Annotated in this window: 21 protein-coding genes; 14 read left to right on the top strand and 7 right to left on the bottom strand. The window is 66.4% G+C overall.

Annotation, left to right across the window (positions count from 1 at the left end; translation table 11 throughout):
• The first annotated feature begins 82 nt into the window (after window positions 1-82).
• Window positions 83-1,045 carry a thiamine-phosphate kinase gene (locus QOH60_RS14290; protein ID WP_526421369.1) on the top strand — a complete coding sequence of 321 codons (963 nt, stop codon included), beginning with the start codon at window positions 83-85 and terminating at the stop codon, window positions 1,043-1,045.
• Window positions 1,046-1,075: 30 nt separating this feature from the next.
• Window positions 1,076-1,765: a uracil-DNA glycosylase gene (locus tag QOH60_RS14295; protein ID WP_526421371.1), complete on the top strand. Its 690-nt coding sequence runs from the start codon at window positions 1,076-1,078 to the stop codon at window positions 1,763-1,765.
• 8 nt (window positions 1,766-1,773) lie between these two features.
• On the opposite strand, the gene rpmB is transcribed toward QOH60_RS14295, so the two are convergent.
• On the bottom strand, window positions 1,774-1,968 hold the full coding sequence (gene rpmB, locus QOH60_RS14300; RefSeq protein WP_526421373.1) for a 50S ribosomal protein L28: 195 nt from the start codon (window positions 1,966-1,968) through the stop codon (window positions 1,774-1,776).
• A 180-nt stretch (window positions 1,969-2,148) separates the two neighbouring features.
• Between rpmB and fakA the strand changes: the two genes are divergently transcribed.
• From fakA to QOH60_RS14315, 3 genes are read left to right on the top strand one after another with little or no spacing between them, the layout of a single operon-like run.
• Window positions 2,149-3,753: a fatty acid kinase ATP-binding subunit FakA gene (gene fakA / locus QOH60_RS14305; RefSeq protein ID WP_526421375.1), complete on the top strand. Its 1,605-nt coding sequence runs from the start codon at window positions 2,149-2,151 to the stop codon at window positions 3,751-3,753.
• Window positions 3,754-3,756: 3 nt separating this feature from the next.
• Window positions 3,757-5,985: an ATP-dependent DNA helicase RecG gene (gene recG, locus QOH60_RS14310; protein WP_526421377.1), complete on the top strand. Its 2,229-nt coding sequence runs from the start codon at window positions 3,757-3,759 to the stop codon at window positions 5,983-5,985.
• Entirely contained in the window at window positions 5,982-6,695 is a 714-nt protein-coding gene (locus tag QOH60_RS14315; protein ID WP_526421379.1) for a GmrSD restriction endonuclease domain-containing protein, read from the top strand. Before recG ends, QOH60_RS14315 begins: the two co-directional genes overlap by 4 nt.
• 12 nt (window positions 6,696-6,707) lie before the next feature.
• Here QOH60_RS14315 and QOH60_RS14320 read toward each other — a convergent pair whose 3' ends face one another.
• Together QOH60_RS14320 and QOH60_RS14325 are read right to left on the bottom strand one after the other, a co-directional pair.
• Entirely contained in the window at window positions 6,708-7,532 is an 825-nt protein-coding gene (locus QOH60_RS14320; protein WP_526421381.1) for an aldo/keto reductase, read from the bottom strand.
• Between the two features lies 1 nt (window position 7,533).
• The gene (locus tag QOH60_RS14325) at window positions 7,534-8,370 is read right to left on the bottom strand and encodes an aldo/keto reductase (protein WP_526421383.1); all 837 of its coding nucleotides are present in this window, start codon (window positions 8,368-8,370) and stop codon (window positions 7,534-7,536) included.
• 48 nt (window positions 8,371-8,418) lie between these two features.
• Between QOH60_RS14325 and QOH60_RS14330 the strand changes: the two genes are divergently transcribed.
• The 9 genes from QOH60_RS14330 to QOH60_RS14370 all read left to right on the top strand — a co-directional run bounded on the left by QOH60_RS14330 (window position 8,419) and on the right by QOH60_RS14370 (window position 19,030).
• Window positions 8,419-9,516: an alpha/beta hydrolase gene (locus QOH60_RS14330; protein ID WP_526421385.1), complete on the top strand. Its 1,098-nt coding sequence runs from the start codon at window positions 8,419-8,421 to the stop codon at window positions 9,514-9,516.
• A 35-nt stretch (window positions 9,517-9,551) separates the two neighbouring features.
• Window positions 9,552-10,391 (top strand): DsbA family protein, encoded by an 840-nt coding sequence (locus QOH60_RS14335; protein ID WP_526421387.1) that lies wholly within the window; start codon window positions 9,552-9,554, stop codon window positions 10,389-10,391.
• Window positions 10,388-11,029: a vitamin K epoxide reductase family protein gene (locus QOH60_RS14340; RefSeq protein WP_526421389.1), complete on the top strand. Its 642-nt coding sequence runs from the start codon at window positions 10,388-10,390 to the stop codon at window positions 11,027-11,029. The genes QOH60_RS14335 and QOH60_RS14340 overlap by 4 nt, the downstream gene beginning before the upstream one ends.
• Window positions 11,029-14,463, top strand: coding sequence for a pyruvate carboxylase (locus QOH60_RS14345; RefSeq protein WP_526421391.1), 3,435 nt, complete (start codon window positions 11,029-11,031; stop codon window positions 14,461-14,463). The genes QOH60_RS14340 and QOH60_RS14345 overlap by 1 nt, the downstream gene beginning before the upstream one ends.
• On the top strand, window positions 14,460-15,023 hold the full coding sequence (gene rsmD / locus QOH60_RS14350) for a 16S rRNA (guanine(966)-N(2))-methyltransferase RsmD (RefSeq protein WP_526421501.1): 564 nt from the start codon (window positions 14,460-14,462) through the stop codon (window positions 15,021-15,023). Before QOH60_RS14345 ends, rsmD begins: the two co-directional genes overlap by 4 nt.
• A gap of 51 nt (window positions 15,024-15,074) precedes the next feature.
• Entirely contained in the window at window positions 15,075-15,548 is a 474-nt protein-coding gene (gene coaD / locus QOH60_RS14355) for a pantetheine-phosphate adenylyltransferase (protein ID WP_526421393.1), read from the top strand.
• A gap of 108 nt (window positions 15,549-15,656) precedes the next feature.
• Window positions 15,657-16,217, top strand: a complete 561-nt coding sequence (locus tag QOH60_RS14360) for a hemerythrin domain-containing protein (RefSeq protein ID WP_526421395.1) — start codon at window positions 15,657-15,659, stop codon at window positions 16,215-16,217.
• An 83-nt stretch (window positions 16,218-16,300) separates the two neighbouring features.
• Window positions 16,301-17,041 (top strand): cell division protein SepIVA, encoded by a 741-nt coding sequence (gene sepIVA, locus QOH60_RS14365; RefSeq protein ID WP_526421398.1) that lies wholly within the window; start codon window positions 16,301-16,303, stop codon window positions 17,039-17,041.
• 45 nt (window positions 17,042-17,086) lie between these two features.
• A complete protein-coding gene (locus QOH60_RS14370) occupies window positions 17,087-19,030 on the top strand; it encodes a glycoside hydrolase family 15 protein (protein ID WP_526421400.1) in 1,944 nt (647 codons plus the stop codon).
• A 4-nt stretch (window positions 19,031-19,034) separates the two neighbouring features.
• Here the strand turns inward: QOH60_RS14370 and QOH60_RS14375 are convergent, their stop codons facing one another.
• From QOH60_RS14375 to QOH60_RS14390, 4 genes are all read right to left on the bottom strand, one after another.
• Window positions 19,035-20,906: an ArnT family glycosyltransferase gene (locus tag QOH60_RS14375; RefSeq protein ID WP_526421402.1), complete on the bottom strand. Its 1,872-nt coding sequence runs from the start codon at window positions 20,904-20,906 to the stop codon at window positions 19,035-19,037.
• On the bottom strand, window positions 20,903-22,171 hold the full coding sequence (locus QOH60_RS14380; protein ID WP_526421404.1) for a bifunctional glycosyltransferase family 2/GtrA family protein: 1,269 nt from the start codon (window positions 22,169-22,171) through the stop codon (window positions 20,903-20,905). The genes QOH60_RS14375 and QOH60_RS14380 overlap by 4 nt, the downstream gene beginning before the upstream one ends.
• Before the next feature lie 72 nt (window positions 22,172-22,243).
• Entirely contained in the window at window positions 22,244-23,713 is a 1,470-nt protein-coding gene (locus QOH60_RS14385) for an HNH endonuclease signature motif containing protein (protein ID WP_526421406.1), read from the bottom strand.
• Between the two features lie 20 nt (window positions 23,714-23,733).
• Entirely contained in the window at window positions 23,734-23,958 is a 225-nt protein-coding gene (locus QOH60_RS14390) for an MmyB family transcriptional regulator (RefSeq protein ID WP_526421408.1), read from the bottom strand.
• Between the last annotated feature and the right edge of the window lie 134 nt (window positions 23,959-24,092).

A 24,092-nucleotide genomic window follows, 5' to 3' on the forward strand; every position in this document is an offset into this window, starting at 1 on the left:
CCTAGGCCGTCTCGTCGCAATACACTGGCCGATGCATCCGGCCGGCACAGGTCAAGGTACCGCAGGCGCATAGGACAGACAGGTGGTTGAGGAACCGGCAGTGAACAAGCCAACATTGTCGGATCTGGGGGAGTTCGCCGTTATCGAGCGCATCCTCGCCGGGCGCCCGAGCGGGGCGCTGGTGGGTCCCGGCGACGACGCAGCCGTTCTGGCGGCACCCGATGGCCGGATCGTCGTGTCGACCGACATGCTCGTCGAATACCGGCATTTCCGCCTGGATTGGTCGACCCCGCGTGAGGTCGGTCGAAAAGCCATCGCGCAGAATGCCGCCGACATCGAGGCGATGGGAGCTACTGCCATAGGCTTTCTGGTCGCATTCGGCGCGCCCGCTGACACACCGGTGTCGATGGTCGACGATCTCGCCGACGGCATGTGGGAGGAGGCCGCCAGCGCGGGCGGCGCCGAGATCGTCGGCGGCGACTTGGTGAGCTGCCCCCAGTGGGTGCTCGGGATCACCGCATTCGGCGATCTGGCGGGACGCGCGCCGATCACCCTCGGTGGTGCGCGGGCCGGGTCGCAGATCGCAGCATGTGGACAACTCGGACGGTCAGCGGCCGGATATGCCTTGTGGGACAGCAACATCGACGGCTTCGACGAGCTGCGTGCTTCTCACTTGGTGCCGACGCCGCCGTACGGTCAGGGTGTGGCTGCGGCACATGCGGGCGCCATCGCGATGACCGACGTCTCCGACGGGCTCGTCGCCGACCTGCGCCACATCGCCGACGCATCCGGTGTCGGTATCGATGTGTCGACGACGGCGTTGGCCGTCGACCACGACGGCTTGGCGGCCGCGGCTGAGGCGCTGGGTGTGGACGCCTGGACCTGGGTGCTGGGCGGCGGCGAGGACCACTGTCTGGTCGCGGCGTTCGATGGTCGTGTGCCCGAGGGATGGCGGGTGATCGGCACTGTCGTCGGCGGACCGCCGCGGGTGCTCGTCGACGGCGCTGTACCGAAGGGCTCCAGGGGTTGGCAGTCGTTCGACTGACATCATCACTGCTGGCGTAGGTTGTCGGTCGTGACGGCACGCCCGCTAAAGGAACTTGTGGACGACGGCTGGGCACATGCGCTGGAGCCGGTCGCAGACAACGTCACAGCGATGGGGGAGTTCCTGCGTGCCGAGATCGCAGCGGGGCAACACTATCTCCCTGCGGGCTCGAACGTGCTGCGCGCCTTCACGTTTCCGTTCGAGAACGTACGCGTGCTGATCGTCGGCCAGGATCCGTATCCGACGCCGGGACACGCTGTGGGACTGAGCTTTTCGGTAGCGCCCGAGGTGAGACCGTTGCCACGCAGCCTGGACAACATTTTCTCCGAGTACGCCTCCGATCTCGGCCATCCCGCACCGGCGACCGGCGATCTGACGCCCTGGGCGCAGCAAGGCGTGATGCTGCTCAACAGGGTGCTGACGGTACGCCCGGGCAATCCGGCGTCACACCGCGGCAAGGGCTGGGAAGCGGTGACCGAGTGTGCGATACGGGCGCTCGCGGCACGTCAGCAGCCGCTAGTGGCCATCCTGTGGGGACGCGATGCCGCGACGCTGAAACCAATGCTCACACAAGGAAGTTCGGGTGTGGCGACCATCGAGTCCGTGCACCCGTCTCCGCTGTCAGCGCAGCGCGGGTTCTTCGGATCCCGGCCGTTCAGCCGTGCCAACGCGTTTCTGGCCGATCAAGGTGCCGACCCGGTGGACTGGCGCTTGCCCTGAGGGGTTTCTCAGCCGCGGGCGACCTTGCCCGCCTTCAGGCACGAGGTGCAGACCTTGAGGCGCTGCTTGTTACCGCCGGGCCGGGCTACGGTCCGGACGGTCTGGATGTTCGGGTCCCAGCGTCGGCTGGTCCGCCGGTGCGAGTGCGACACCGACTTGCCGAAGCCCGGGCGCTTCCCGCAGATATCGCAGACGGCGGCCATAGCGAAAACTCCATTCGGATCTATCAGTAGGGGGCCAGCAACCGAAACTCGGGTGACCCGACAACTGAACCAGGATACCGGCCCTGTGGATGAACGCCAAAATCACCCGCCGGGCGTGACCTCGGCTGTCAGGTCTACTGGCTAGGCTCGCATCGGGTGCGCCGGGCGAGGAGGGGTGCGATGTCGGGTCGGCGGTTGGATTCCTCCGGCCTGCTGGACTGGGCACACGCCGCGGTCGGCGGCCTGGTAGTGCACGCCGAGGAGATCAACCGGCTGAACGTCTTCCCCGTCGCGGACGCCGACACCGGCACAAACATGCTGTTCACGATGCGTGCCGCCCTCACCGAGGGGCAGCAGAGCTCCACGGATTCCCATGATGTGTCGGCGGTGGCGGCGGCGCTGGCCCGCGGCGCCCTGCACGGCGCCCGTGGCAACTCCGGCGTCATCCTGTCACAGATCCTTCGGGGGCTCGCCGATGCGACGGCCGCCGCCGACGGCGTGGAAACCCTCGACGCGGCGCTGTTCGCCGAGGTATTGCGCCGCGCGGTCGTCCTGGTCCTGGGCTCTGTGGGTAGGGAGGTGCCTGGCACCATCGTGTCGGTCTTGCAGGCTGCCGCCGCCGAGGCCGAGCACTGCGCCGCCGACGGCGACACCCTTTCCGGCACGATTCTGGCCGCCGCCGACGCGGCCGTCGTCGCGCTGGAGAAGACGCCGGACCAACTCGGCGTGCTGGCCGAATCGGGAGTCGTCGACGCTGGCGGACGCGGACTGCTGGTGCTGCTTGACGCGCTGGCCGCCACGATCACCGGCCACGCCCCTGTGCGCAATGAGTATGTTCCGTCGCCGCCCGCCCACGACACCGTCGAACCGGCCGATGAACGCTCGCCGCACTACGAGGTGATGTACCAGATCAGCGCCCCCGACGACCAGATCGAAACCCTGCGGACGCGCCTCGGAGAGCTCGGCAACTCGATAACGATCGCCGGCGCCGCCGACCGGTACTCGGTGCACGTGCACGCCGACGACGCTGGTGCCGCGGTTGAGGCGGGGTTGAGTGTTGGCACGCCGAGCAACATCCAGATCTCGACACTTCGAGGCGGCACCGCTCCCGGCCGCTGGACGCGCAGACGGACTGTGCTCGCCGTCATCGACGGCAACGGTGCCGAGCAGCTGTTCGCCGGAGCCGGCGCGCACGTGCTGCGGTGTGCACCGCCGACCTCGGTCAGCGCCAGGGAGCTGCTGCGCGCTGTCGTCGACACCGGTGCAGGCCAGATCACGGTGCTGCCCAATGGCTTTGTCGCCGCCGAGGAACTCGCCGCCGGGTGCACGGCGGCTTCCGGCTGGGGGCTCGACGTCATGCCGGTGTTCACCGGGTCGATGGTGCAGGGGCTGGCGGCGCTGGCCGTCCACGATCCGGCGCGCGCCGCCGTCGACGACGGCTACGCGATGGCGCAGGCCGCGGGGGCCACCCGGCACGGCTCTGTGCGCGTCGCCACCGACCAGGCATTGACATGGGCGGGGCAGTGCGAAGCAGGCGACGGCCTCGGCATGGTGGGCGACGAAGTGCTGGTGGTGCACCCCGACCTCGGCACCACCGGGTGCGGGCTGATCGACCTGCTGCTCAGCGTCGGCGGCGAGATGGTGACCGTGCTGGTCGGTGCCGGTGTCTCCGATGGCATCGCCGAAGAGCTCGAAGCGCACGTGCACAGGTATCACCCCGGCACCGAGTTGCTGACGTACCAGACCGGCCAGCGCGGCGACGCGCTGCTGATCGGGGTCGAGTAGCCGATGGCCACGCTCGCCGACAAGCTCGACCACGTCCTCGGCCGCAGAACGGCGGACAAGCTTCAGGAGCACTTCGGCTTTCGCACTGTCAACGACCTGTTGCGCCACTACCCCCGCAAGTACAGCGAGGGCATGACGGTCCGCGGGGACGAGGACCGCACGTTCGAAGAGGGCGAACACGTGACGTTCGTCGACGAGATCACCCTGGCAAAGGTCGGCAGAATGAAGCCGCGCCCTGGCACCAAGCAGCCCAACCCCGAGTATCTGACGATCACGCTGGGCAGCCACCGCCCGCGAGTGATGGCCACTTTCTTCAACGCCAACTACCTCAAGAAGTCACTCGTCGAAGGCGCCCGAATCATGCTGTCCGGTGAGGTCGAGTTCAAGGGCGGCATCAAGCTGAGCCACCCGGCATTTCTCGTCCTGTCATCACCGAAAGGCAAGACGGCGGGCACCCGGTCGCTGAAGGCAATCGCCGAGGCCGCCGGGGCAAGCGGCGAAGCAGAACTCCTGGCGGCCTTCGAGCGGGACTTCTTCCCCATCTATCCGGCCACCGCCAAGGTACAGAGCTGGGACGTGTATGCGTGTGTGCGCCAAGTGCTCGCCGTGCTCGACCCGGTCGCTGACCCGTTGCCGGATTCGATTCTGCGACAACGTAATCTGATCTCAGAAGATAAAGCGCTGCGTGCCATTCACCTCGCCGACGACGCAAGGGAACGTGATGAGGCCCGTGACCGTCTGACGTTCGATGAGGCCGTTGGGCTGCAGTGGGGGCTCGTGACGCGGCGCTACAGCGAGATCGGCGAATCCGGTCCGCCCGTGCCGCGCCGCGACGACGGTCTGGCCGCTGCCCTGCTGCGCCAACTGCCGTTCGAGCTGACCACGGGCCAGCGCGACGTACTCGACACGCTGGCAGGCGAACTGGCCCGCAGTCGGCCGATGAACCGGATGCTGCAGGGAGAGGTCGGGTCAGGAAAGACGATTGTGTCGGTGCTCGCGATGCTGCAGATGGTCGACTCCGGTTACCAGTGTGCGCTGCTCGCGCCGACGGAAGTGCTTGCCGCCCAACACGCCCGGTCCATCCGCGACATCCTGGGCCCCCTCGCGATGGCGGGTCAGCTCGGCGGTGCGGACTGCGCGACGGGGATTGCGCTGCTGACCGGATCGATGTCGCCGCAACAGAAGCGAGAGGTGCGCGACGACGTCGTTTCGGGCCGGGCCGGCATCGTCATCGGCACTCATGCCCTGCTGCAGGATGCGGTGGAGTTCCAACGGCTCGGGATGGTCGTCGTCGACGAGCAGCACCGGTTCGGGGTGGAGCAGCGAGATCGCTTGCGGGCCAAGGCTCCTGACGGCCTGACCCCTCATCTGCTGGTGATGACGGCCACGCCCATCCCGCGCACCGTCGCACTTACCGTCTATGGCGACCTGGAAACGTCGACGTTGCGTGAGTTGCCCCGCGGCCGTCAACCCATCACCACGAACACGATCTTCCTCAAGGAGAAGCCGCAATGGCTCGACCGTGCCTGGCAGCGGATCACTGAGGAGGTCCAGTCCGGACGCCAGGCCTATGTGGTGGCATCGCGGATCGACGAAGACGAAAAAACAGACTCCAAAGAGGGCGGCCCGCCGGCCACCACGGTCGCACAGCTGTATGACCGCCTGCGGAGCGGGCCGCTTTCGGGACTGCGGATCGGCCTGATGCACGGACGGCTGCCGCCGGACGAGAAGGACGCGGTGATGGCGGCTTTCCGCGGACGTCAGATCGATGTTCTGGTGTGCACCACGGTGATTGAGGTAGGCGTCGACGTTCCCAATGCGACGGTGATGTTCGTGATGGACGCCGACAGGTTCGGCATCAGCCAACTGCATCAGCTGCGCGGGCGCATCGGTCGCGGGGAACATCCGAGCCTGTGTCTGCTGGCGACGAAGCTGCCCGACGGCTCCAACGCCGGAAAGCGGCTGACGGCTGTGGCCGCCACGCTGGACGGTTTCGAGCTCGCCGATCTCGACCTGAAGGAGCGTCACGAGGGAGATGTGTTGGGCCTCAGCCAATCTGGCCGCCCCATCACGCTGAGATTCCTATCGCTGTCCGAACACCTGGAAGTCATCGAAGCGGCCAAGGAATTCTGCGAGTCGGTCTACCGCCGCGAACCCGGCAACCCGGGAATGGCGCTGCTCGCAGCTCAATTCACCGAGACGGATCGCGTCGAATACCTGGAAAAGGCATGAGCCGGCGCACCTGGGTTTGGCTCAGCGCCGCGGTGATGATCGCGCTGCTGGTGGCGTTTCAAGCCGGCATCACCACCTGGCGTCATCACGCGGAAGCATTCACCGCGGCGGCGGACACCCCCACCGTGGCTCCGGGCGCCGACGTCCTCGCCGGCGTCCCGGTGATCCCGGTGCGCGTGCGTGGCAACGACTATCACCGAGCAGCGTTCGGCGACAACTGGACCGACGACAACGATGCTCCGCTCGGGCGCAACGGCTGTGACACCCGAAACGACATTCTGGACCGCGATCTCGTCGACAAGACATTTGTGTCGATCAAGCGGTGCCCGCATGCGGTGGCGACGGGCACGCTGCACGACCCGTACACCAACGCCACGGTCGCGTTCACGCGCGGGGCGCAGGTCGGCGCGGCGGTGCAGATCGACCACATCGTGCCGCTGGCGCTGGCGTGGGACCTGGGCGCGAGGGGCTGGCCGGAAGCCTCGCGGGTCCGGTTCGCCAACGATCCGGCGAATCTCCTTGCAGTACAGGGGCAGGCGAACCAGGACAAGGGCGACAAGGAGCCGTCGTTGTGGATGCCGCCGAACCATGCGTTCTGGTGCCAGTATTCGGTGCAGTTCGCTGAGGTGTTGCGGGGGTACGCACTGCCGATCGACCAGGCGTCGGCCGACGTACTGCATCAGGCGGCGAGCACCTGCCCGACGGGTTGACCCGCCGGTCTCCTAGGTACCGGCGTAGGTCGCCGGGTCCTCACGGAATCGGGTGCCGTCGTTGAGCCCGTTGATCTGAGCCATCTCGTCGTCGGTCAGCTCGAAGTCGAACACGTCGATGTTTTCCTTGATTCGGTCCGGGTTGCCCGACCGTGGGATCACGACGTTGCCCAGTTGCAGGCTCCACCTGATGGCCGCCTGAGCAGGTGACTTGCCGTGCGCCTGGCCGACTGACACGAGCGTCGGGTCCTCGATGAGCTTGCCGACGCCCAGCGGGCTGTACGCCTCCGTGACGATGCCGCGCTCGGCGTCCACGGCCCGAAGCTCGGCCTGGTTCAGCAGCGGATGCAGCTCGATCTGGTTCACCGCAGGGCTGGTGTAGGTGAGATCGAAGATCGTGGCCAGATGCTCCGGGAGGAAGTTGCACACCCCGATCGTGTGCATCAGCCCTTCCTGCACGAGAATCTGCATCGCGCCGTAGGTGTCCATGTACTTGCCGAGTTGTGCTGCGGGCCAATGGATCATGAACATGTCGACGTAGTCGAGGCCCAGACGCTCCAGACTCGCTGGCAGTGCTTCCTTGGCCGCCTTGTAGCCCTGGTCGGCGTTGGCCAGCTTCGTGGTGACGAACAACTCCTCGCGAGGAATACCCGATGCGGCGATCGCGCGGCCCACCGCCGCTTCGTTCCCGTACACCGACGCCGTGTCGACCAGCCGGTAGCCGGCCTCCAGCGCCGCGCTGACCGCGCGTTCGGTGTCGTCGTCTGACAGCTCAGCAACACCCAGCCCGATGACCGGGATTTCGTTGTCGTCGTTGAGCGTGATGGTCGGCGTCATCTCACCTACCCGTGAAGTTGTACGTGCGTGGGTCGGGGCCTAGGCGGGTGCCGTTATCGAGCGAGGAGATCGACGTGACGTCGTCGTCGCTCAGCTCGAAGTCGAACACGTCGAAGTTGCTCACGATCCGCTCAGGGTTCACCGACTTGGGGATGACGATGTTACCGACCTGCATATGCCATCGAATAATCACCTGTGCCGGGGTCTTGTCCCGGGCGTCGGCCACCTCGGTGATCGTCGGATGCTCCAGCAGCCTGCCGCGCCCGAGGGGACTCCACGCCTCGGTGGCAATTCCGAGCTGCGCGTGCACTTCCCGTAGCTCCAGTTGCGTCAGTAGAGGGTGCAATTCGATCTGATTGACCACCGGGACGACGCCCGTCGCGTCGATCAGCGTGTTCAGGTGCTCGGGCGCGAAGTTCGACACCCCGATCGAGCGGATGTGTCCGAGATCGTGCAGCGCGCCGAACGCCCGCCACGTATCGACGAACTGGCTGATCGCCGGCACCGGCCAGTGGATCAGGTACAAGTCGACGTAGTCGCCGAGCCCGAGCCGCTTGGCGCTCTTCTCGAACGCCTTCATCGTGGTGTCATAACCCTGGTCGGCGTTCCAGAGCTTGGTCACCACGAAGACGTCCTCGCGCGGGATCCCCGACTTCTTGACAGCGCGGCCCACCTCGCGCTCGTTGTCGTACGCCGCCGCGGTGTCGATGTGGCGATAGCCCGCCTCCAGTGCGGCTGTGACCGCCTGCTCGGTCGCCTTCGGCGGCGTCTGCCACACGCCAAGACCCACGCTGGGAATGGCACTGCCATCGTTGAGCGGGATCATCGGAGCCGTCATGGCGACCAGTCTGCCAGCGGGATCTGGAAGCGATTACGGTCGACAGACGTGACCAAGAACGCGAACGATCGGCTCACAGAAGCGCGCATCGCGGCGGGCCTGTTCGCCAATCGCGCGGCAAATCCGCTGATGGCGGCGATGCCTGAGGCGGTCAAACGAATGATGGCCCGAGCCGTGACGATCGACGGCAACACACTCGATGCCACCCTTCAGCTCGCGCTGGCCGGCCTGAAACTGACCGGGGAAACCAATCTGACCGCCCGCGACGACGTGGCGTACTCGCGGGAACGGATACGCCGGCTGGCGCTGATGATCGATCGCAGTCCGGTGCCGGTGAGCGAGGTCGTCGAACTGACGCTTCCAGGACCCGCCGGCGACATCGCGGCACGTCACTACGTGCCCGTCGGCGACTTGAACTTCGATGACGACACGGGCCCGCTGCTGATGTACCTGCACGGCGGGGGCTGGGTGATCGGCGACCTGGACACTCACGACAACCTGTGCCGGACTCTCTGCCGAGATGTCGGCATCCACGTGCTGTCGGTGGCCTACCGCCTTGCGCCCGAACATCCCGCTCCGGCCGGCCTCGAGGACGCCTACGCCGCTTACCGCTGGGCACTACGGAACGCCGGTGAACTCGGCGCGCAACCTGGGGTTGTCGCGGTCGGCGGCGACAGCGCGGGCGGCAACCTGGCCGCGGTGATTTCCCGATGGGCTCGCGACGACGGCGTGCCGGCGGCGATGCAGGTGCTGTTGTACCCCGCGATGGACCAGCGCTCCACGACGCGCTCGCGGGTGTTGTTCGAACGCGGATTCTTCCTCACCGGCCATGACATGGACTGGTGTGGACGCCACTACGCCAGGAACTCGGCCCTGGAGGCGACCGACCCGCTGTTGTCCCCGGGGCTGGCGACCGATTTGGCCGGGCTGCCGCCCGCGCTGGTGGTCACCGCCGGATTCGACCCGTTGCGCGACGAGGGCGAGGACTACGCGATGGCGTTGCGCGAGGCCGGTGTGCTGGTCGATCTGCGCCGGATGTCGTCGCTGACCCACGCGTTCTGCAACTTCGCGCCGATCGGCGGCGGCAGCGCGGTCGCGATGGCGGAGATCGCGTCGGCATTGCGCGCCCACCTGCGCTACGTCTGAAAAGCCCGCACCTGTCCCGCCGGTAGTCTTGCCCCGTGGCGACCAAACCCAAGCGTTATGACCTGAAGGCGGCCGACCGTCGACGGAGCCGGCTGATCCAGTTCGGGCTGACCGGGATTGTCATCCTCTTCGCCGTCGGCATGGTCCTGTTGATCATCAAGCCGTGGGAACCCAAGGTGACAGCGCAGGCGATCACCGTCTCGGCGCAGGACAAGCTGATCAAGAACCCCGACGGCAAGCCGAAGGCGGTTCTGACGCTGTACGAGGACTTCCTGTGCCCGATCTGTGGCGGCTTCGAGAAGGAATTTGGGCCGACGGTCGACGACTTGATCACCAGCGGCGCCGTCCAGGCCGATTACTACATGGTGGCCATCCTGGACGCCCAAGGCGGCGGGTATTCGTCGCGGGCAGGCAACGCCGCCTACTGCGTCGCCGCAGCTGACACCACACCGACGAAGGAGAAATTCCGCCGATTCCACGCGATGCTGTACGCCGATCAGCCGGCGGAGGGCAGCGGCAACTATCCGCAGAACGACGCACTGATCGAAAAGGCGCGGATAGCCGGCCTGGCGAGCAGTGACCTCAAGGACTGCATCAACAACGGCAAGTACACGAAAATGGTGAAGGGCCTCGGGGAGGCCGAGGGTGTCAACAGCACGCCGACGATCCGGATCAACGGCAAGCCGTTCAGTCTTGGCAAGACCGGCCCGGACGGGAAGCCGATGATCGGCCCTGACGGCAAACCAGTTCCGAACACCCCGCAAGACCTGATCAAGGCGATCACCGAGATCACGGGTGCTGTCCCGAACTTGACCGCCGAGTCGCAGCCTCCCGGTCAACCCGCACCGACGGGGCCCGCCCCGACAGCGCCATGAGCGTCGCAGCGTCCGCCTCCGCGGCCGCCGCCGACGCGCAACCCGACCCGGCCGACTCCGTCGGCGTGGACGTCCCGCGACCCAGCGCGTGGTGGGTGTTGATCGCCGGGGTGGTCGGGCTGGCGTCCGCGCTAGCCCTCACGATCGAGAAGATCGAGATGCTGGCCAACCCGGCCTACGTGCCGTCGTGCAGTTTCAACCCGGTGCTGTCGTGCGGGTCGGTGATGAGGACGGCGCAGGCGTCGGCGTTCGGGTTCCCCAACCCGCTGATCGGGATCGTCGCATTCACCGTCGTCGTCGTGAGCGGGGTGCTCGCCATCGGACGGGTGCGCCTGCCGCGCTGGTATTGGCTCGGCCTGGCCGGCGGCACCGCGCTGGGCGTGGTGTTCATCCACTGGCTCATTTATCAGAGCCTGTACCGCATCGGCGCGCTGTGCCCGTATTGCATGGCGGTGTGGGCGGTGGCGATCCCGCTGTTCGTCGTCGTGTCATCCATCGCGGCGCAACCCCTGATCGAATCGAACGCCGTCGCCCGGGTGCTGCATCAGTGGCGCTGGTCGCTGGTGACGCTGTGGTTCGTCGGGTTGATTCTGCTGATCCTCGTGCAGTTTTGGGCGTACTGGTCGACGCTGATCTAGTGGCGTCCAAAGTCATCTCGAAGGTCCTCGTCGCCAACCGCGGCGAAATCGCGATCCGTGCGTTTCGGGCGGCGTACGAACTCGGCATCACCACCGTGGCGATCTATCCGTACGAGGACCGCAACTCGGTGCACCGGCTCAAGGCCGACGAGTCGTACCAGATCGGTGAGAAGGGCCACCCGGTCCGGGCCTATTTGAACGTCGACGAGATCGTGGCAACCGCCCAACAGTGCGGAGCCGACGCGATTTACCCCGGATACGGCTTCCTGTCGGAGAACCCGGAATTGGCGGCCGCGTGCGCGGCGGCAGGCATCACGTTCATCGGCCCGGGCGCCGAGATCCTGGAGCTCACGGGCAACAAGGCCAGAGCGATCGAGGCGGCACGCGCCGCCGGCTTGCCGGTGCTGAATTCGTCGGCGCCGTCGACATCCGTCGACGAGCTCGTGTCCGCCACCATGGACAATGTCGCCGGCTCTGCGGCTCCGGCGGCGTTGCAGTTCCCGTTGTTCGTCAAAGCGGTGTCTGGAGGCGGTGGCCGGGGGATGCGGAGGGTCAGCGATCCGGCCGCCCTGCCCGAAGCCATCGAAGCCGCCAGCCGCGAAGCGGAGTCGGCGTTCGGTGACCCGGCCGTGTACCTCGAACAGGCCGTTCTCAATCCGCGGCACATCGAGGTGCAGATCCTCGCCGACACCTACGGCAACGTGATGCATCTGTTCGAGCGGGACTGCAGTCTGCAGCGCCGCCACCAGAAGGTCATCGAGCTCGCACCGGCGCCGAATCTGCCCGAAGAGCTGCGGGACCGTATGTGTGCCGATGCCGTCGCCTTCGCCCGGCAGATCGGCTACAGCTACGCGGGCACGGTCGAGTTCTTGCTCGACGAGCGCGGCAACCACGTGTTCATCGAGATGAACCCGCGCATCCAGGTGGAGCACACCGTCACCGAGGAGATCACCGATGTCGACCTGGTGGCCAGTCAGATGCGCATTGCCGACGGCGAATCGCTGGAAGACCTTGGGCTGCAACAAGAATCGTTGACCGTACGCGGTGCTGCCTTGCAATGCCGGATCACCACGGAGGATCCCGCCAACGGGTTCCGACCGGACACCGGCCGCATCACGGGCTACCGCACACCCGGCGGCGCGGGTATTCGGCTGGACGGGGGCACCACCCTGGGTGCCGAGATCACTGCGCATTTCGACTCGATGCTGGTAAAACTCACCTGCCGTGGTCGCGATTTCGGTGCGGCGATCGCCCGGGCCCGGCGTGCTCTTGCCGAATTTCGGATCAGGGGCGTGTCGACCAACATCCCGTTCTTGATGGCTGTGGTCAACGATCCCGACTTCCGGACCGGGCGGATCACGACGTCATTCATCGACCAGCGGCCCTACCTGCTCACAGCGCGAACGCCAGCGGACCGCGGCACCAAGATCCTGAACTACCTCGCCGAGGTCACCGTGAACCAGCCGCACGGACCACGACCGTCCACCGTGTACCCGCACACCAAGCTGCCGTCGGTGGACCTTGCCGTCCCCCCTCCGCCGGGCTCCAAGCAGCGCCTGTCCCAGCTGGGTCCCGAAGGATTTGCGCGGTGGCTGAAAGACTCAGCGGCCGTTGGTGTTACCGATACGACGTTCCGCGACGCACACCAGTCGCTGCTGGCGACGAGGCTGCGCTCCACCGGCCTGCTGGCGGTGTCGCCGTACATCGCGCGGATGACACCGCAGCTGCTCTCGATCGAATGCTGGGGCGGCGCGACTTACGATGTGGCGCTTCGGTTCTTGAAGGAGGACCCGTGGGAGCGGCTGGCGGCGATCCGCGAGGCGGTGCCCAACATCTGCCTGCAGATGCTCCTCCGGGGCCGAAACACGGTGGGCTACACCCCGTATCCGGAGTCCGTCACCACTGCATTCGTCGAAGAGGCCACGGCAACCGGGATCGACATCTACCGGATCTTCGACGCGTTGAACAACGTCGAATCGATGCGGCCCGCGGTCGACGCCGTTCGGGAAACCGGCACGGCCATCGCCGAAGTCGCGATGAGCTACACGGGCGATCTGTCCAACCCGGGCGAGAACCTGTACACGCTGGACTACTACTTGAAGCTCGCCGAGCAGATCGTCGACGCCGGCGCTCACGTGCTCGCGATCAAGGACATGGCGGGGCTGTTGAGGCCGCAGGCCGCGACGGCCTTGGTCAGAGCGCTGTGTGATCGGTTCGACCTGCCGGTGCACGTGCACACCCATGACACCCCCGGCGGCCAGCTTGCGACGTATGTCGCGGCGTGGCAAGCGGGTGCGAACGCCGTCGACGGCGCGGCCGCTCCGCTCGCGGGCACCACCAGCCAGCCCCCGCTGTCGGCCATCGTGGCGGCCGCCGCGCATACCGAGTACGACACCGGCGTGTCGCTGTCGGCGGTCTGTGAGCTCGAGCCCTACTGGGAGGCGCTGCGAAAGGTGTACGCCCCATTCGATGTTGCGGCATCCGGTCCTTCTCATCCCACCGGGCGGGTCTACAGCCACGAGATTCCCGGTGGGCAGCTGTCGAATCTGCGTCAGCAGGCGATCGCGCTCGGACTGGGTGACCGGTTCGAGGACATCGAAACCAGTTACGCCGGGGCCGACCGAGTGCTGGGCCGGCTGGTCAAGGTCACCCCGTCGTCGAAGGTGGTCGGCGACCTTGCGCTGGCACTCGTCGGCGCGGGTGTCACCGCCGACGAATTCGCCACCGATCCGGCGCGATTCGATATCCCAGACTCGGTGATCGGGTTCCTGCGAGGCGAGCTCGGCGATCCGCCGGGGGGCTGGCCGGAACCGTTGCGAACGAAAGCCCTCGCGGGCCGCCCGCCGGCCAAGCCGCAACAAGAGCTGTCCGCCGCAGACGAGGCAGCACTCAAGGTCGGTGGCGCAGAACGACAGGCGACGCTCAATCGGCTGCTGTTCCCCGGTCCCACAAAGGAATTCGAGGAGCATCGGGAGGTGTACGGCGACATCTCGCGGCTGTCGGCCAACCAGTTCTTCTACGGCTTGCGCCGCGGCGACGAGCACCGTGTGGAACTTGAACGCGGCGTCCAGCTGCTGATCGGGCTGGAGGCGATCTCCGAACCCGACGAGCGGGGCATGCGCACAGTGATGTGCTTGCTCAACGGCCAGCTGCGCCCGATTCTGGTGCGCGACTGCAGCATTGCCAGCACCGTGCCCGCCGCGGAGAAGGCCGACCGGACCAACCCGGACCACATCGCGGCGCCGTTCGCGGGAGTGGTCACCGTCGCGGTTTCCGAGGGTGACGACGTGACCGCGGGCCAGACGGTCGGCACCATCGAGGCGATGAAGATGGAAGCGGCAATCACCGCACCCAAGGCGGGTTCTGTACGCCGCGTGGCGGTTTCGGCTACTGCGCAAGTCGAGGGCGGCGATCTGCTGATGGTGGTCAGCTGACCCGCATCATCGCGGGCCGCGCGGGCGGACGCCGGATCGCTGTGCCGCAGAAGGGCACCCGGCCAACCAGCGACCGCGTCCGCGAAGCGCTCTTCAACGTGCTCGCCGCGCGGCTGGACTTCACGGGCATCGCCGTGCTCGACCTGTACGCCGGATCGGGCGCGCTGGGCCTCGAGGCATTGTCGAGGGGGGCCAGGACGGCGACGTTCGTCGAGGTTGATCCGCGCAACGCCAAGGTCATCGAAGCCAACATCGCGGCACTGCAGTTGACCGGCGCGACGGTGTTCGCGCGCCCGGTGGCAACAGTACTGGCTTCCGGCGCCGGCTCGTCGTTCGATCTCGTCATGGCCGACCCGCCGTACGACACACCGGTCGGCGACGTCGACGCGATGCTGCAGGCGCTGGTCGCCGGAATGTGGGTTACCAGGGGCACGGTGGTCGCCGTGGAGCGGCGCGCATCGTCGCCGTCGCTCACCTGGTCGGACGGTTGGGAGAGGTGGCCCCAGCGCCGTTACGGCGACACCAGGCTCGAGATCGCGGAGAGAACGTCCGGAGGGTAGGAGCGAAGCGACTGGGGAATCGAAGTAGGCCTGCTGATACGGTCGTGTGCCATGAGCGGCGCGGTGTGCCCCGGGTCATTCGACCCCGTGACGCGCGGGCACATCGACGTGTTCGAGCGCGCTGCGGCCCACTTCGAGCAAGTCATCGTCGCGGTGCTGGTCAACCCCAGCAAGGCAGGCATGTTCACCGTCGACGAACGGATCGCGATGATCGAGGAGGCCACCGCCCATCTGCCGAACCTGCGGGTCGAGTCCGGGCAGGGTCTCGTCGTCGATTTCGTGAAATCCCGCGGACTGAACGCGATCGTCAAGGGACTGCGCACCGGCACCGATTTCGAATACGAACTGCAGATGGCGCAGATGAACAAGCACATCGCCGGCGTCGACACGTTTTTCGTGGCGACCACGCCCGAGTTCTCGTTCGTGTCCTCCTCGCTGGCCAAAGAGGTGGCCCTTCTTGGCGGTGATGTCTCCGCGCTGCTGCCCGATGCGGTCAACCGGCGCCTGGCGGCCAAGCTGCACTGAGCGGGAGCTCGAGTCGTTTCACCCGAAGACATTTCGGGTATTACCTTGCCGTTGGCGCTCAGCCCATCGCGCCATTCACTTTTCCCTTTCAATGGAGGTAGTCGAACCATGGCCGATGTGAATTCGACCGAGGACGTCGTGGAGTTCTTGAAAGCACAGCACAACCTGATCAAGGATCTGTTCGACGAAGTGTTCTTCGCCTCGGACGTGAAGGCCCGAGAGCGAGCATTCATCGATCTCCGGCAGCTGCTGGCGGTGCACGAAACCGCCGAGGAAATGGTGGTCCACCCACGGGCGCGCCACGAAATGGATGCCGGTGACGACATCGTCGACGCGCGACTCGCCGAGGAGCATGAAGCCAAGATCAAGCTGCAGAAACTCGAAAGCATGGACGTGGGCTCGCAAGAATTTCTCGACGCGCTGCGCGACTTCCGCACCGACGTCATCGAGCATGCCGAGCACGAAGAGAACGAGGAATTCAGCAAGTTGCAGCGGGTCCTCGAGAAGGACGATCTGGCCCGCATGGCCGGTGCTGTGCGTGCCGCCGAGGCCATTGCGCCGACACGGCCGCACGCGGGTGTCGAGTCGGCAAAGGCGAATTTCGTGGCCGGTCCATTCGCTTCGATGATCGACCGGGCCCGCGACGCCATCCACAGCGCACTGCGCTAGGCGACACACCGGGGCGAGATCCCTGGTCACATGCGCCACACCAGGCACACTGGTCACAACGACGAGGCTCTGGAGGTTGCGCCGTGTACCGAGTTTTTGAAGCGCTCGACGAACTGGGCGGGATTGTCGAAGAGGCGCGCGGGCTGCCGATGACCGCAGGATGTGTGGTGCCGCGCGGCGACGTCCTGGAATTGATCGACGACATCAGGGATGCGATCCCCGGCGAGCTCGACGATGCCCAAGACGTCCTTGACGCGCGCGACACGATGCTGCGGGAGGCCAAAGACCATTCGGACTCGATGGTGTCGACGGCAACCGCCGAGGCCGATTCGGTTCTCCAGCACGCCCGCACCGAGGCGGACAGGATGCTCTCGGAGGCCAAAACGCAGGCCGATCGGATGGTGGGCGAGGCGCGCGCACATTGCGAGCAGATGGTTGGCTCCGCCCACGACGAGGCGACCCGCATCAGTGCCACGGCCAAGCGCGAGTACGAGGTTGTCACGTCGCGCGCCAAGAGCGAGGCCGACCGCTTGATCGAAAACGGCAACATCTCGTACGAAAAGGCCGTGCAGGAGGGCATCAAGGAGCAGCAGCGACTGGTGTCGCAGACCGAAGTCGTGCAGTCGGCGAGGGCCGAGGCCACGCGGATGGTCGATTCGGCGCACGCCGAAGCGGACCGGTTGCGGGGCGAATGCGACATCTACGTCGACAGCAAGCTCGCCGAGTTCGAGGATTTCCTCAACAGCACAATGCGTTCGATCGGCCGGGGACGTCACCAGCTGCGAACCGCCGCCGGCACCCACGACTACGTGCAGCACGTCTGAACCCGTCACTAGACGCCGCACCGCACCGGTGGGGATGATGAGCCGATGGTTCTCAGCCCCGACGCGGCCAAAGGCGACAGCAAGGCGCGAAATCCGTTCCCGCCGATAGCCGACTACGGCTTCTTGTCCGACTGCGAGACCAATTGCCTGGTTTCGTCGAGCGGATCCGTCGAGTGGATGTGCATTCCCCGTCCTGACTCACCCAGCGTGTTCGGTGCGATTCTGGACCGGTCCGCCGGCCACTTCCGGCTGGCTCCCTACGGCATGTCCGTGCCGACATCGCGACGCTATCTGCCCGGCAGCCTGATCCTGGAGACCACCTGGCAGACCCACACCGGATGGATCATTGTGCGGGACGCGCTGGTAATGGGTCCGTGGGAGGACTTCGGGATGCGGTCGCGAACCCACCGCCGCACACCGATGGACTGGGAACCGGAGCACATGCTGCTGCGTACGGCGCGATGCGTAAGCGGCACCATCGAATTGGTGATGAGTTGCGCGCCGTCGTTCGACTATCACCGTGTGCCTGCAACGTGGGAATACAGCGGCACGACGTATGGCCACGCCGTGGCGCAAGCCAACGCGGATCCGGATCTGCACCCCAAGCTCACCCTCACCACTGATCTGCGAATCGGGTTGGAGGGCAGAGAGGCTCGGGCCCGCACCCGGATGTCGGAAGGCGACGAGGTGTTCGTCGCGTTGAGCTGGTCGCGATACGTCCCGCCGCAGAACTACAGCGAGGCGGCCGCGAAGATGTGGAATACCACGGAGTTCTGGCGGCAGTGGATCAACATCGGTGATTTCCCGGATCACCCGTGGCGGTCCTACATCCAGCGCAGCGCACTCACTTTGAAGGGCCTGACGTATGCGCCGACGGGCGCGCTGTTGGCGGCCGCCACCACTTCGCTTCCGGAAACAGCTGGGGGAGAGCGCAATTGGGACTACCGTTACGCGTGGGTGCGTGACGCGACGTTCGCGCTGTGGGGGCTTTACACCCTTGGGCTGAACCGGGAGGCCGACGACTTCTTCTCGTTCATCGCCGAGGTATCCGGCGCCAACGACGGGCAACGCCAGCCGCTGCAGGCGATGTACGGGGTCGGCGGCGAGCGGATGCTCGATGAACACGAGCTGAATCACTTGTCTGGTTACGATTTTTCGCGACCGGTGCGTATCGGCAATGACACGTACAAGCAAGTGCAGCACGACATCTGGGGGGCCATGCTGGATTCGGTCTACCTCCATGCCAAGTCGCGCGACCAGATCTCGGATGCACTGTGGCCGGTATTGAAAAACCAAGTGGAAGAGGCGATCAAGCATTGGCGTGAGCCCGACCACAGTATCTGGGAGATGCGCGGCGAACCGCGCCATTACACCTCGTCGAAGCTGATGTGCTGGGTGGCACTCGACCGCGGCGCAAAACTCGCGGAGTTGGAAGGCGAACACGAGAGTGCGGAGCAATGGCGCACGATTGCCGAGGACATCAGGTCGGACATCCTTGCCAATGGGGTGAATTCGCGCGGTGTGTTCACGCAGGCCTACGGGTCCAACGCGCTGGATGCATCGCTGCTGATGGTCGTGCTGAACCGTTTCCTGCCATCGGACGACCCGCGTGTGCGCAACACCGTAATGGCGATCGCCGACGATCTGACGCGCGACGGCCTCGTGCTGCGTTATCGGGTTGACGAGACCGACGACGGATTGTCCGGTGAGGAAGGTGCATTCACGATCTGCTCGTTCTGGCTGGTATCCGCACTCGTCGAGATCGGCGAGCTGACGCGGGCAAAGCGTCTGTGCGAGAGACTGCTCTCGCTGGCCAGTCCGCTGCATCTGTACGCCGAGGAAATCGATCCGCGAACCGGCCGGCAACTGGGCAACTTCCCGGAGGCGTTCACTCACCTGGCCCTGATCAACGCTGTCGTGCATGTGATCCGGGCCGAAGAGCAGTCGGACAGCACCGGCGGTTTCCTGCCCGCCAACGCCCCGAGGTAGCCGATCAGGGCTGCGTTTGCTGGCTGAGGTCGTAGACCGTCGTGCCGCCCACATCCAGTGAGGTGAAGTGCTGCTGCACCCACGCGGTGATGTCGCGTGCGCTTTCCGAGCGGCCGCCGCCCGGGCCACGGGTACCTGCAAGGAAGTAGTGGATCTGGTGGTCGGCGACGTACTGCTGGAACTGCTGCAGCGTCGGTGACGGATCGCCGCCGGTGAAGCCCCCGATCGCCATGATCGACGGGCCGGTGGCCAGCTCGAGGCTGCTCGCCGGCATCGAGCCGATAGACGCTGCGGCCCAACGGCTGCCGCTGGCGCTCGTGAGAAGATCCTTCAGCGCTGCGTTGTCGGCGCCCATGTTTCTCTGGCCACCGGGTCCGCCCGGTCCACCGGGACCTCCAGGCCCGCCGGGGCCGAACGATTGGGTCACCGGGCCAGCCGATGGCATCGGCCCGCCGTGCGTGCGGCCGACGGTCGCGATCGAGTATGCGGCTGGCGCGCAGACTCCCAGCAGCAATGCCGCAGCGGCGACGGCCGCCGTTGCCCTGCCCAGTCGGTGAGCGCCGACGGCGATCACGGACGCTACGACGACCGACCCGACAAGGATGATCCAGCGCAGTGCGGGTAGCCAATCCGGGGTGCGGTCGAGCAGGATGAACGACCAAACCCCGGTCCCTGCCGACATCAGCGTCAACACCGCACGGCTGCGCCAGAATTCGCGCCCGCGCCACAGTTCGCGTACCGAGATGCCGATCAACGCGGCAATGGCAGGTGCGAGTGCGACTGTGTAATAGGGGTGGATGATGCCGTGCATGAAGGAGAACACGGCGCCGCTCGCCAAGAGCCAACCGCCCCACAGCAGCAGGTGCATCCGGAGTTTGTCGGTGCGCGGTTCGCGCGCGGTGAACCACACGCCGGCCAGAAGGCCGATCAACGCAGCGGGCAGCAGCCACGAGATCTCCGTGCCCATCGAATCGCCGAACAGCCTGCCGATCCCCGCGCCGCCACCGAAGAACGCGCCGCCACCACCAGGCATTCCTTCGCCACCCGCGACCCGCTGTAACCCGTTGTATCCCAACGCCAACTGCAGCAGGCTGTTGTCGGTTGACCCCGCGATGTAAGGCCGCGACGCGGCAGGCCAGAGTTGCACCAGCAGTACGAACCAGCCCCCTGAGACCACCATCGCCAGCGCGCCGATCAGCAACTGCCACAGCCGCTTCCACAAGCTTCTTCCTGGGGCGGCCAGCAGGAACACCAACGCGAATCCCGGAACCACCAGGGCGGCCTGCAGCATCTTGGTAAGGAACGCCAGTCCAATCACCGCCCCGACCAGAACCATCCACCGCGTCGCGCCGGACTCGATCGCGCGGACCATGAAGTAGGCGGCCACGGCGAGAAGCAAGACGAGCATGGCGTCCGGGTTGTTGTACCGGAACATCGCCGCGGCCACGGGCGTGAGCGCCATGACGGTGCCTGCGATCAGTCCGGCGGCCGCACCGTTGCAGCGCTTCACGGTTGCGTACACCAGCGCGACGGTGCCGACGCCCATCAGCGCCTCCGGGACCAGCATGGACCACGTGCTGAATCCGAAGATCCGTCCCGACAACACCATTACCCACAAAGACGCCGGTGGCTTGTCGACAGTGATGGCGTTGCCGGCATCGAAAGATCCAAAAAGCCATGCCTTCATGTCCTGGGTTCCAGCTTGGACTGCGGCTGCGTAGTAGTCGTTCGCCCAGCCCGACGACCCGAGCCCCCAGAGGTACAGCACGGCGGTGCCCGCGAGGAGCGCGAACAGCGCCAGGCGCTCCCATGGCACCCTGCGGTTCGGCGTCGGTTGCGGCGCAACCGGAGCCACTCGTTCAGCAAGCACGGTCATGCGGTGGCCTCCGCGACTCTGCGAGGGTGAAACACCCAGCCGCGCAACAGAACGAAGCGGATTGCGGTCGCGACAAGATTAGCGCCTACCAACACCGCGAGCTCCACTCCGCGGTGTGGCTGTCCGGCCATGAAATGCAGCAATGCCAGCGCACCGCTGGTGACTGCGAGGGCGATCCCGAAGACTGCAAGGGCCTCGATGTGGTGCCGCGCCACCCGCGCCGCGCCGCGCACCCCGAAGGTGAATCGGCGGTTGGCCGCGGTGTTCGCGACCGCCGTGAGCAGCAGCGCAATAAGGTTGGCGACCTGGGCCCCGGCGATGTGGTGCATGGCGAGGAAGAGCAGGAGGTATGCGAGGGTGCTCGCGATGCCGATCGCTGTGAACCGGACCGCTTGGCGCAGAAGCGATCGCGGCGCCGCTGACCGCGCCGAGCCCAGCTGGGCCGCCACCGTTTGCACCGGGATCGTTCCGGCCGCAAAGCCTTTCAGCAGCCGGGCGATGCCTTTGAGATCGGCGGCGGCGGTCGCGATGATGTCGACGCGGCTGTCCGGGTCGTCGACCCAGTCCACCGGGACCTCATGGATGCGCAGGCCACTGCGTTGGGCCAGCACGAGCAGCTCGGTGTCGAAGAACCACCCGGTGTCCACGACGTGGGGAAGAAGCCGTTCGGCGACGTCGGCGCGGATGGCTTTGAAGCCGCATTGGGCGTCCGAGAAGCCAGCGGCCAAGGTCGATTTCAGCAAAAAGTTGTAGCACCGCGAGATGACTTCGCGTTTGGCGCCGCGCACCACCCGCGAGCCGCGCGCGAGGCGCGTGCCGATCGCCAGGTCGGAATGCCCAGATATCAACGGAGCGACGAGTGGTGCCAGCGCCGCCAGATCGGTGGACAGGTCGACGTCCATGTACGCGAGCACCGGCGCATCCGACGTCGACCACACAGTGTGCAGCGCGCGGCCGCGGCCTTTCTGCTCGAGGCGGACGACCCGTACGTCGGGCAGTTCGCGCGCCAATCGCGCTGCGATTTGTGGTGTTTCGTCGGTGCTTGCGTTGTCGGCGATCGTGATTCGCGCGGCGAACGGAAAGTTCTGTGCGAGATGGTGATGCAACCGGTACACCGAGCTGGCCAGGTCGGCTTCCTCGTTGTACACCGGCACGACGACGTCGAGAACGGGAACGCCACGCGCGCTCGCGAGGGCGGCGGCATTGGGCCGGGGGTGGAAGAGATCAGACCGGCCGATGTCGGCACGCTCAGCGGTGACTGTCATGCATTCAGGATCACAACGCCGCGTGGGTCCACCGTTGGTGGAAGCTATGCGTCAGCTATGAACCGTCGGCGCTCAGAACGGTGGCGGGTCGTCGTCGTGGGAGGCTGGTGTGCGCGCTCCGAAACAGATGTCGTCCCAGTCTGTTCGGCGCGCTTGGCGGATCTTGAGGTTTTGGGCGCGTTCCGCAGCAATCCGCCGGGCTCGGTCCTGGTCTCGGGTCGTTTTGCGGCGCGGCATCATCGCGGTCGGATCGGCGCAGCGTTCGGGGTTGCTCGCGCGTGTCGGCGGTGGCAGCTCGGCGGTGGGCGCACACAGGCTGGGGTAGACCAGCGCGCTGCCGGGCAGCGTGACGTGGGTCTGGTTGCCGGGCAGGTTCCAGATGACGGTGCCGTCGGGCTGTTGTTGGTCTTTCCAGCCCCAGAAGGTTTTCAGGATGTGGTGCAGCCGGCATAGGCATTTCAGGTTGGACGCGTGGGTGGGGCCGCCGTCGGCGTGGGGCACGGTGTGGTCGATGTCGCATTGGACCGCGGGCCGGTCGCAGTGCGGGGCCCGGCAGGTCAGGTCGCGGGCGCGGACAAAGTCGGCGAGTTTGCGCGACGGGGTGTAGCCGGCTTCGTGCGCGGCGTCGCCGGGATGGACCAGCGGGCGCACCGTGGCTTCGCGGGCCAGCTCGGCCACTTGGTCGGCGGGGATCAGCTCACCGGTCTGCTGGTGGTAGCCCGGTGTATCGGAGGTACCGTCGAGGGTGGCCTGCTCGGCGACGATATGAATGGTGACCGGTGCCGGGCTGGGCAGCCGCCCACCGGCCGGGCAGGTTTCTTGTTCGCAGCGGCACGAGAGGCGGTCCTGCCCGGCGCCCAATGCCCCTAGGGCGTCGGCGAGGCGCACTTCGCGCCCGCGTGGGTCGGCGTCGCACACACTGTCTGCCAGCGCCTCCAGCCGCGTCTCCAACCCGGCCGCATCGTCTAAGAGCATCGTGGCCGACATTCCTGACAGGCCATCGCTGCAGGTCCAGAACTCTACGCCGCGTTTGTCGGCCTCTTCGCGCTTGCGCCGTACCGCTGCGGGATCGACTTTGCACACCTGCCGGTCAATGGCCGTGGCGAGGCGGCTTTTGCTCAGCGAGCCCCACCCCCGGGCGCGGGCGGCCAGTTGGCGGTCCACGTCGGCCATTGCGGTGTCCTCGGCGACCAGTTCGGTGCGGTAGCAGATCGTCTGGAAGGTGCGGAAATCGATGTCGCCAGCACAGAAGACCGTGGCCACCGCGGGCAGCCGATCGGTCATCGCCCGCGCGTAGTACAGGTAGCTGCCGGCCATCGCGATCGTGCACCCCAGCGCCGCCGACACCTCAGCGCCGACCTCGGTCCAGGTATCGACCGCCCAGTCCCTGGTTTCGCCGTTCTCGCGGCGGCGCAAGGTGAACAGCTCGCCGATCTTGGTCAGCCGCGCGGCAATCGCTTGGTTCTCCACGCGCGCGTCGTCGCGCATGCCCGCCAGCAGGATCTCTGACTTGGCGTACGGCGACCGATACTCATCGAACACATGTTCGGGTATAGGTGTTGCTACCGACAATCCCAGGCGCCGGCCGAGACATCGAGCTCGCGCATCGACAGAGCCCGCAGTTCCTCCAACGCTCTCTCGGAGTCGCTGCCAGGTTCGGCGTGATAGATCAGCAGATGCTGCCCCACGGCGTGCGGGGCGTGCGGAACGTTGAGCTGATTCCGGCACACATAGATATCGCCGACGCGGGGATGATTCAGATGCATGATCCCCAACGGATATCCCACATCCGCGCCCGCCCAGAGTGCACGGAAACGTGGGATATGTCCCGGCGAGTTCCCGTAAGCCGCTCACCGCGTTATCGGTAGCCGTGTCCCAGTCCACGTAGAGCTGCCGGGCAGCGGGGTCTTACAGCATCGCT

The organism is Mycobacterium sp. (assembly GCF_032159765.1).
In the GTDB taxonomy this organism is placed as follows: Bacteria; Actinomycetota; Actinomycetes; order Mycobacteriales; family Mycobacteriaceae; genus Mycobacterium.

What these genes read in the sequence shown, in the direction of transcription:
- rpmB (WP_526421373.1), bottom strand. Translation starts at nt 1,968, where the DNA reads ATGGCCGCCGTCTGCGATATCTGCGGGAAGCGCCCGGGCTTCGGCAAG.
- fakA (WP_526421375.1), top strand. Translation starts at nt 2,149, where the DNA reads ATGTCGGGTCGGCGGTTGGATTCCTCCGGCCTGCTGGACTGGGCACAC.
- recG (WP_526421377.1), top strand. Translation starts at nt 3,757, where the DNA reads ATGGCCACGCTCGCCGACAAGCTCGACCACGTCCTCGGCCGCAGAACG.
- QOH60_RS14315 (WP_526421379.1), top strand. Translation starts at nt 5,982, where the DNA reads ATGAGCCGGCGCACCTGGGTTTGGCTCAGCGCCGCGGTGATGATCGCG.
- QOH60_RS14320 (WP_526421381.1), bottom strand. Translation starts at nt 7,532, where the DNA reads ATGACGCCGACCATCACGCTCAACGACGACAACGAAATCCCGGTCATC.
- QOH60_RS14325 (WP_526421383.1), bottom strand. Translation starts at nt 8,370, where the DNA reads ATGACGGCTCCGATGATCCCGCTCAACGATGGCAGTGCCATTCCCAGC.
- QOH60_RS14340 (WP_526421389.1), top strand. Translation starts at nt 10,388, where the DNA reads ATGAGCGTCGCAGCGTCCGCCTCCGCGGCCGCCGCCGACGCGCAACCC.
- coaD (WP_526421393.1), top strand. Translation starts at nt 15,075, where the DNA reads ATGAGCGGCGCGGTGTGCCCCGGGTCATTCGACCCCGTGACGCGCGGG.
- QOH60_RS14360 (WP_526421395.1), top strand. Translation starts at nt 15,657, where the DNA reads ATGGCCGATGTGAATTCGACCGAGGACGTCGTGGAGTTCTTGAAAGCA.
- QOH60_RS14370 (WP_526421400.1), top strand. Translation starts at nt 17,087, where the DNA reads ATGGTTCTCAGCCCCGACGCGGCCAAAGGCGACAGCAAGGCGCGAAAT.
- QOH60_RS14375 (WP_526421402.1), bottom strand. Translation starts at nt 20,906, where the DNA reads ATGACCGTGCTTGCTGAACGAGTGGCTCCGGTTGCGCCGCAACCGACG.
- QOH60_RS14380 (WP_526421404.1), bottom strand. Translation starts at nt 22,171, where the DNA reads ATGACAGTCACCGCTGAGCGTGCCGACATCGGCCGGTCTGATCTCTTC.